Here is a 679-nt window from a genome sequence, read left to right on the forward strand (position 1 = left end):
GCCCCGCCTGGGCCGAGCCAGGCCCGGCGGAGGCCTTACCGGTAATGCCCCATGCCGAGCATGGCTCGGCACTACAAACGCGGCCTTGAATCACTGACGGACCTTCTCGATCTCCGGCCTCAGGCTGCAGCGATGTCCAGTCCAAAACTGCGCCTCGGGCGTGTATCGCTGCCCAACAACATCTACTCAATCACCACGGTGACCGCCGGACGGATGCCGCTGTTTGCGAATCGCGAGAGCGCCGGACACCTGATCGAAGCAATTCGTCATTGCGAACTGTCGGGCGTCAGCCACAGCCTTGCTTGGGTGGTAATGCCCGATCACCTGCATTGGCTGTTGCAGCTTCAATCCGGGTCGCTGGGTGGATGTCTGCAGCGCCTGAAGTCGCGCTCAGGAAGGGCGATCGGCGGTGCAGGATCGATCTGGCAATCCGGCTATCACGATCATGCAATCAGGCAGGACGAATCGCTACGCGGTGTGGCGAACTATCTGCTGCATAACCCGGTGCGGGCGGGTTTGTGCGAGAGACCGCAGGACTATCCGTATGCGTGGTGCAGCTGGGGCTGGCAGCTCTGAAGTTCCGATGTAGTGGGGGGCCCAAGGACGCCGCGGGGAGGAAAAGAAAAAAAAAAAAAAAACAAAAGGGCCGCCGGAAAACCGAATGAGTATTTGTTTTTTT

General features: G+C 59.5%; 1 protein-coding gene. It reads left to right on the forward strand.

All coding sequences use genetic code 11. The annotated features are described in order from the left end of the window. Positions 1-132: 132 nt before the first annotated feature. Entirely contained in the window at positions 133-576 is a 444-nt protein-coding gene (locus AC1VXC_RS21100; RefSeq protein ID WP_481540019.1) for an REP-associated tyrosine transposase, read from the forward strand. Positions 577-679: the final 103 nt, after the last annotated feature.

Source organism: Stenotrophomonas sp. STEN033 (assembly GCF_056856655.1).